The 944-nt window shown below is 60.5% G+C and carries 1 protein-coding gene; it reads left to right on the forward strand.

The genetic code is table 11. The features are described 5' to 3' along the window. Positions 1-944: IS630 family transposase (locus NCT05_RS36650; RefSeq protein WP_250504799.1), on the forward strand; the 944-nt coding region annotated here is incomplete at both ends.

Below are 944 nucleotides of genomic sequence, written 5' to 3' on the forward strand. Positions count from 1 at the left end.
CGAGCGCGAACAATTGTTGTCAGCAACTCGTAGCCAGACGGTGCGCGCAGCTGACGCCCGGCGCGCTCGGCTGATTCTGATGCTTGACAACGGCGAAACACGCGAGGCGATCATGCAGCGGCTGCGATGTGACTCGCGCTTCATTTCGCGATGGTCGAGTCGGTTCTTGGCCGAGCGGCTGGCAGGCCTGTATGCGCGCCATCCTGGACGAGCTCCCGTGCATCCGCCTGATAAGCTCGAGGCGCGCGTGCTAAAGCTCACGCTCACGCGCCGGCCCTCGGACGGATCCACGCATTGGAGCAGCTATAAGCTTGCTGCGGCATTGGGCGATGTGGGCGCCTCGACGGTACAGCGTATCTGGCGCAAGCATGGCGTGCGCCCTCATCGACTCGATACGCACATGGTCTCGAACGACCCTGACTTCGAGACCAAGGCTGCAGACGTCATAGGCCTCTATCTGAACCCGCCCGCTCATGCGGCGGTGTTCTGTGTGGATGAGAAGACGGCCATTCAGGCCCTGGATCGTAAGGACCGGATGTTGCCGCTGTCGCCAGGCCGAGCCGAGAGCCATGGCTTCGAATACAAACGTAACGGCACGCTGAGCCTGTTCGCTGCGCTCAACACGGCGACCGGGGAAGTCATCGGCAAAACCGCGCCACGGCATACCAGCGAGCAGTTCGTCGCCTTCCTCACCGGCGTGATCGCCAGCCAACGGCCTAAGCAAGAAATTCATGTGATCTGCGACAACGTCAGCAGCCACAAAACCGCACGTGTGCAGGAGTTTCTGCAGCAACACCGCAACGTGCGGTTGCATTACACACCGACGTACACGTCTTGGTTGAATCAGGTGGAAAACTGGTTCGCGCGTATCCAACGTGATGTGATCGCGCGAGGCGTCTTCACCACTGTGAAGGACTTGGACCGTAAGCTGATGCGCTATATCC

The sequence above is a fragment of the Caballeronia sp. AZ7_KS35 genome (assembly GCF_023631045.1).
Classification (GTDB): Bacteria; Pseudomonadota; Gammaproteobacteria; order Burkholderiales; family Burkholderiaceae; genus Caballeronia; species Caballeronia zhejiangensis.